We start from the raw sequence: 6000 nt of genomic DNA on the forward strand, positions 1-6000 counted from the left end.
GCATCGACGTCCCGCCCGGTGAGAGCGGCTACTCCTCCTCCACCGGGCGGGCGCGTCCGGGCTCCGGGGGCTCGCCCTGCTGGGTGCGGATGTGCAGCACATCGCCGATGAACAGGTCGTACACCAGGACACCGACGACCCCGCCGACGAGCGGCCCGACGATGGGGATCCACCAGTAGCCGCTGAACGCCCCGGCCTGACTGCCGGGGAACGCCAGGTCTCCCCACCCGACGGCATAGGTGAGCAGGCGCGGCCCGAAGTCGCGGGCCGGGTTGATGGCGTATCCGGCGTTCGCCCCGTACGAGAAGCCGATGGCGGCCACCACGAAGCCGATGACCAGCGGCCCGAGGTTGGCCTTCACCGCCATGTTGCGCAGGTCGATGATCGCCGCGATCAGCATCACCAGGAACGCGGTGCCGACGATCTGGTCCACCAGCGGACCCCAGTAGCCGCCGTGGAAGTAGGCCGCCGGGAAGGTGGCGAAGATCGAGAACGACGCGAGCGTGTGCCCGTTCGTCTTCGGTGCCTTCATGGCCTGGTCGAAGGCGCTGATGGCGTCGTGGTAGACGCCGTACACCAGCGCCGCCCCGGCGAAGGCGCCCACCACCTGCGCGATCCAGTACGGGACCACCTTCGCCCAGGGGAACTTGCGGCGCACCGCGAACGCGAGTGTCACCGCGGGATTGATGTGCGCGCCGCTGACGCCTCCGGCCACGTACACACCAAGAGCCACCGCGAAGGCCCAGCCCCAGCCGATCAGCAGCCAGTCGCCGGAGCTGATGAGATTCGTCGTGGGTCCCGAGGTGCGGCCCGAACCGGGCAGCGCGGCGACCGCCACGGCCACCGAGCCGCACCCGAAGGCGATGAGGACGAAGGTCCCCAGGAACTCCGCCATGCATTCGCCCCAGAGCCCTCCACGGCGCCTGAGCCGTGAGGGGCTCAACAGGGGTGGAATTTCCACGGCCATATCGGCCCCTTCATAGAATAGTTGAGCGGACAACCAAAACAGCCCTCCACAGGGCGGCCCCGCGTCACTGCCCAGTCTGCGCGCGCGGGTGGTCCGTGGCCACTCGGCCGGACCGTACGCCGTCGGCACACCCCTGTGGCGGCCCGTCGACCGCTCCGTGCCCTCTCAAGGAGTGAACCCCCATACGGGTGACATTGCTTGTCCGGGCAATGCCGGGGACCAAGGAATAGTGGCGTAATGCACGCTTCCACCGCGTCGGCGCGACCGTGTCCGAGTGGCAACCCGGCGATGATCACACAAGACTGAGCCATAGTTTTGTGATCAGGCGAAAACGCACGGTCTCGGGAACCGGGCACCGCCGGCCGATGGTTTTCGACTTTTCTCAAGGAGCTCACATGGTGGAGAAGTCTGCCGACATCTTGATGCCCGGTCCGGATGAATCCGCGGTCCTCGGACGAGGAGGCACCGCACCGGCGGCGACGGGCACCGAAAGAGAGCTCGCCGGCATCCTGGCGGAGGTCGTGCACGTCGACCACGTCGCGGTCGAAGGTCATTTCTTCGACGATCTGGGTGCCAACTCCCTGGTCATGGCCCAGTTCTGCGCCCGGGTACGGAAACGACCCGACCTGCCGTCCGTGTCCATGAAGGACGTCTACCGCAATCCCACGATCCGCGGCCTGGCCGCCGCTCTCGTCCAGGCCGCCCCACCGTCCGTCGGTGTACCGGACCCGGCAGCCCCGGACCCGCCCGCGGGGCCGGCCTCACCGGCCCGGACGGCACCGGCGAGCACGGCGCGCTACGTACTGTGCGGAACCGCCCAGTTGCTCATTTTCCTCGGATATTCGTTCGCCATCGGGATGGCCACCGTCAGGGCCTACGAGTGGGTCGCCGCGGGACCCGGGATCGTCGGCGTCTACCTGCGGTCACTCGTGTTCGGCGGCGCCGGGTTCATCGTCCTGTGCGCCTTCCCGATCGCCGCCAAGTGGATTCTCGTCGGCCGCTGGAAACCCGGCGAGTTCCCCCTGTGGAGTGCGGCCTATCTGCGTTTCTGGCTCGTCAAGTCACTGCTGCACGCCAATCCGATGATCCTGTTCGTGGGAAACCCGCTGTACGTGCTGTACCTGCGGGCCCTGGGCGCGCGGATCGGCAAGGACGTCACGATCCTCTCCCGCTCCGTGCCGGTCTGCACCGACCTGCTCACCATCGGTGCCGGCACGGTGATCCGCAAGGACTCGTTCTTCCTCTGCTACCGCGCGCACGCCGGACGCATCCAGACCGGCCGGGTCACGCTCGGCCGGGACGTCTTCCTCGGCGAGAAGACGGTGCTCGACATCGACACCGCGATGGGCGACGGGGCGCAGCTGGGCCATGCCTCCTCCCTGTACCGCGGCCAGCGCGTCCCGGCCGGGGAGCGCCGGCACGGCTCGCCGGCACAGCCCACGACGGTCGACTACGTGCGGGTCGAACCGGCCCGGTGCGGCACGCTGCGCCGGGCCTGCTTCGCGCTGACCACCCTGCTGCAGTTGTTCCTCCTGTACCTGCCGCTCGCGGTCGGCGGCTTCTACATGCTGTTCGCCCAGGTGCCGGCGCTGCGCGGGCGGCTGGAGGCGGGTACGGCCCTGTCCACGGTCCCCGAGTTCGTCGCCGACACCCTGCTCCTGTCCAGCGTGCTGTTCTTCGGGGCCGTGCTGCTGGGCCTGGTCGTCCTGTTCACCCTTCCCCGGCTGCTGAGCCTGGCCGTCAGACCCGACCGGGTCTATCCGCTCTACGGCCTCCACTACGCCCTGCACCGGACGGTGGCCGGAATGACCAACGTCAGGTTCTTCAACTGGCTCTTCGGCGACAGCTCGTACATCGTCCCCTATCTGCGCCGCCTCGGGTACGACCTGTCCCGGGTGGAGCAGACCGGGTCGAACTTCGGCACCGAGGTCCAGCACGAGACGCCGTTCCTGGTGTCCGTCGGCAGCGGGACGATGGTGGCCGACGGGCTGTCCGTCATCAACGCGGACTTCTCCAGCACCTCGTTCCGGGTGAGCCGGGCGTCGATCGGCCCGCACAACTTCCTCGGCAACAACATCGCCTATCCGGCCGGGGCCAGGACGGGCGACAACTGCCTGCTCGCGACGAAGGTGATGGTCCCCCTCGACGGCGAACTGCGCCAGGGCGTCGGGCTGCTCGGCTCACCGTGCTTCGAGATCCCGCGGTCGGTGGAGCGCGACACCCGCTTCGACCACTTCAGGACCGGTGACGCGCTGCGCCGCAGTCTCGCCGCCAAGAACCGTTACAACCTCCGCTCGATGGCGCTGTTCCTGCTGCTGCGCTGGGTGCACGCCGCGCTGCTCACGGCGCTCGCGCTGGCCTCCGTGGACCTGTACGGCACGCTGGGCCATGTGGTGGTCGCCGGCTACCTGGCCCTCACCCTGGGGTTCACCGCCGTCTACTGGGTGCTGGTGGAGCGGGCCGTCGCCTCCTTCCGCGCGCTGCGCCCGAGGCTGTGCTCCATCTACGACCCGTACTTCTGGTGGCACGAGCGCCTGTGGAAGGTGCCGGACGAATGGCTCGAGGTGTTCAACGGGACGCCGTTCAAGAGCCTGGTGTGGCGTCTGATGGGGGTGCGCGTCGGACGCCGGGTCTTCGACGACGGCTGCTACATCACCGAACGCACGCTCGCCACCCTCGGGGACGACTGCACCCTGAACGTCGGCAGCAAGATCCAGTGCCATTCGCAGGAGGACGGCACCTTCAAATCCGACCGTACGACGCTCGGCGCCGACTGCACGCTCGGGGTCGGCGCGCACGTGCACTACGGCGTGACGATGGGCGACGGGGCCGTGCTGGCCCCCGATTCCTTCCTCATGAAGGGCGAGGAAGTCCCCGCGAGGGCGGAATGGGGCGGAAACCCCGCCGCGCCAGCGGCGAGTTGAGGAAGAGACATTCAATGGGAGCGCTCGTGGCAGCGGACAGGGAATTCTGGAGCGAAGTGCTGACCGCCGGCGGTTGTACCGCCGTTCCGCGGTGGGCGCGCGAGCCGGTGGCCGGTGTGGCCGAGCACGAGGAGACCGTGCCGGCGGACACGGCTCGGGCGGTGCGCGCTCTGGCGGCGGAGCTGGATGTGCCGGTGAGCGCGGTGCTGCTGGCCGCCCATGCCAAGGTGCTGGCCGCGTTGTCGGGTGAGCGGCAGGTGGTGACCGGATGTGTCACGGGGCCCGGGCGCGGCCCGCTGCCCTGCCGGCTGACCGTCGCACCGCGGTCGTGGCGCCGGCTGGTGCTCGACGCCCACCGCGCCGAGGCGAACCTGATCGCCCACCGGGACTTCCCGGTCGGCGAGCTGCGCCGGGACCTGGGGCTGACGGAACGGTCGTACGAGGTCGTCCTCGACCCTGCGGACGCCGGGTGCGACCTGCCCGGGGAGGCGGTGCTGCGGGTGGCGTTCGACGGGTGGGACGGGCGGACGGCGCTGCGGCTGCGGTACCGCACGGATGCCCTGGACGCCGAGGCCGCGGCCCGGGTCGGCGGCTACCACCTGGCCGCGCTGCGGCTGATGACGGCCGACGCGGACGCCGAGCACGCCGGGCAGAGCCTGCTGTCGCCCGAGGAGGTGCGCCACCAGCTTCAGGGGCTGGCCGGCCCCCACCGGGAGCTGCCGCCGGTCCGGGCGCACGAGATCTTCCAGGAGCGGGTGCGGGAGCACCCGGACGCGGTGGCCGCGGTCCACGGGGAGCGTTCGTGGACGTACGGGGAGCTGAACGCGCGGGCCAACCGGCTGGCACGGGCGCTGCTGGCGCGCGGTCTGGGCCGGGAGGACGTGGTGGCCGTGGTCGCCGAGCGCGACCTCGACTGGCTGGCCGCGGTGCTGGCGGTGTTCAAGGCCGGCGGCGTCTACCTGCCGGTCGAGCCGCACTTCCCGGCCAGCCGTATCGCGGCGACGCTCTCCCGCGCCGGGTGCCGGCTGGTGCTGACCGAGCCGGGCAGCACCGCCACCCTGGACGAGGCGCTGGCCACGCTGCCGGTGAGGGCCGAGAAGCTGCTCGTCGGGACGGCGTACGCCGAGGAGCACGCCGACGGGGACCTCGATGTGGAGGTCCTGCCCGACCAGCTGGCGTACATCTACTTCACCTCCGGTTCCACCGGCGAGCCGAAGGGCGCGATGTGCGAGCACGCGGGCATGCTCAACCATCTGTACGCCAAGATCGACGACCTGGGGATCGGCCCCGGCCGGGTGGTGGCGCAGACGGCTCCGCAGTGTTTCGACATCTCACTGTGGCAGCTGATCGCCGGGCTGCTGGTGGGCGGGCGGACCCTGCTGGTCGAGCAGGACGCGATCGTGGACGTGGAACGGTTCGTCGACACGCTGGTGCGCGGCCGGGTCGCGGTGGCGCAGGTCGTGCCCTCCTATCTGGAGGTGGTGGCCTCGTACCTGGAGCGGCACCCGCGCGAACTGCCCGACCTGACCTGCGTGTCGGTGACCGGCGAGGCACTGAAGCGGGAGCTCGTGCAGCGCTGGTTCACCCTCCAGCCGGGCATCAGGCTGGTCAACGCCTATGGGCTGACGGAGACTTCGGACGACACCAACCACGAGGTGATGGCCGCGGTGCCGGACCGGGTGCTGCTGGGGCCTCCGGTCAACAACGTACGCGTCTACGTCGTCGACGAGCAGCTGTCGCTGGTGCCGCTCGGCGCCCCGGGGCTGATCGCGTTCTCCGGGGTGTGCGTGGGACGCGGGTACGTCAACGATCCCGAGCGGACCCGTGAGGCCTACCGCACGGACCCGTACCGGCCGGGCGAGCGGCTCTATCTGGGCGGCGACTGGGGGCGCTGGCACCCCGGCGGGAAGCTGGAGTTCCTCGGCCGCCGGGACAGCCAGGTCAAGATCCGCGGTTTCCGTATCGAGATCGGTGAGATCGAGAACACCCTGCTGCGGGTGCCCGGAGTCCGGGACGGCGCGGTGGTCGTCGCCGAACTGGCGGGCCGGAGTACGCACTTGATCGCCTTCTACACCGGCCGGCGCCTGCAGCCGCAGGAGCTGCGGCAGG

General features: G+C 70.2%; 3 protein-coding genes. 2 read left to right on the forward strand and 1 reads right to left on the reverse strand.

Features of this window, described 5'->3' with window-relative positions:
* Positions 1-28: 28 nt before the first annotated feature.
* Positions 29-967 (reverse strand): MIP/aquaporin family protein, encoded by a 939-nt coding sequence (locus tag RH94_RS37165; RefSeq protein WP_073952714.1) that lies wholly within the window; start codon positions 965-967, stop codon positions 29-31.
* Positions 968-1362: 395 nt separating this feature from the next.
* On the opposite strand from RH94_RS37165, the gene RH94_RS37170 reads away from it, so the two are divergent.
* Both RH94_RS37170 and RH94_RS45870 read left to right on the forward strand, forming a co-directional pair.
* Positions 1363-3891 carry a Pls/PosA family non-ribosomal peptide synthetase gene (locus tag RH94_RS37170; protein ID WP_073952715.1) on the forward strand — a complete coding sequence of 843 codons (2529 nt, stop codon included), beginning with the start codon at positions 1363-1365 and terminating at the stop codon, positions 3889-3891.
* 14 nt (positions 3892-3905) lie between these two features.
* Positions 3906-6000: non-ribosomal peptide synthetase (locus RH94_RS45870; RefSeq protein ID WP_234426323.1), on the forward strand; the 2095-nt coding region annotated here is incomplete at its 3' end.

Origin of the sequence: Streptomyces kebangsaanensis (assembly GCF_001906585.1) — a bacterium.
GTDB classification, from domain to species: domain Bacteria; phylum Actinomycetota; class Actinomycetes; order Streptomycetales; family Streptomycetaceae; genus Streptomyces; species Streptomyces kebangsaanensis.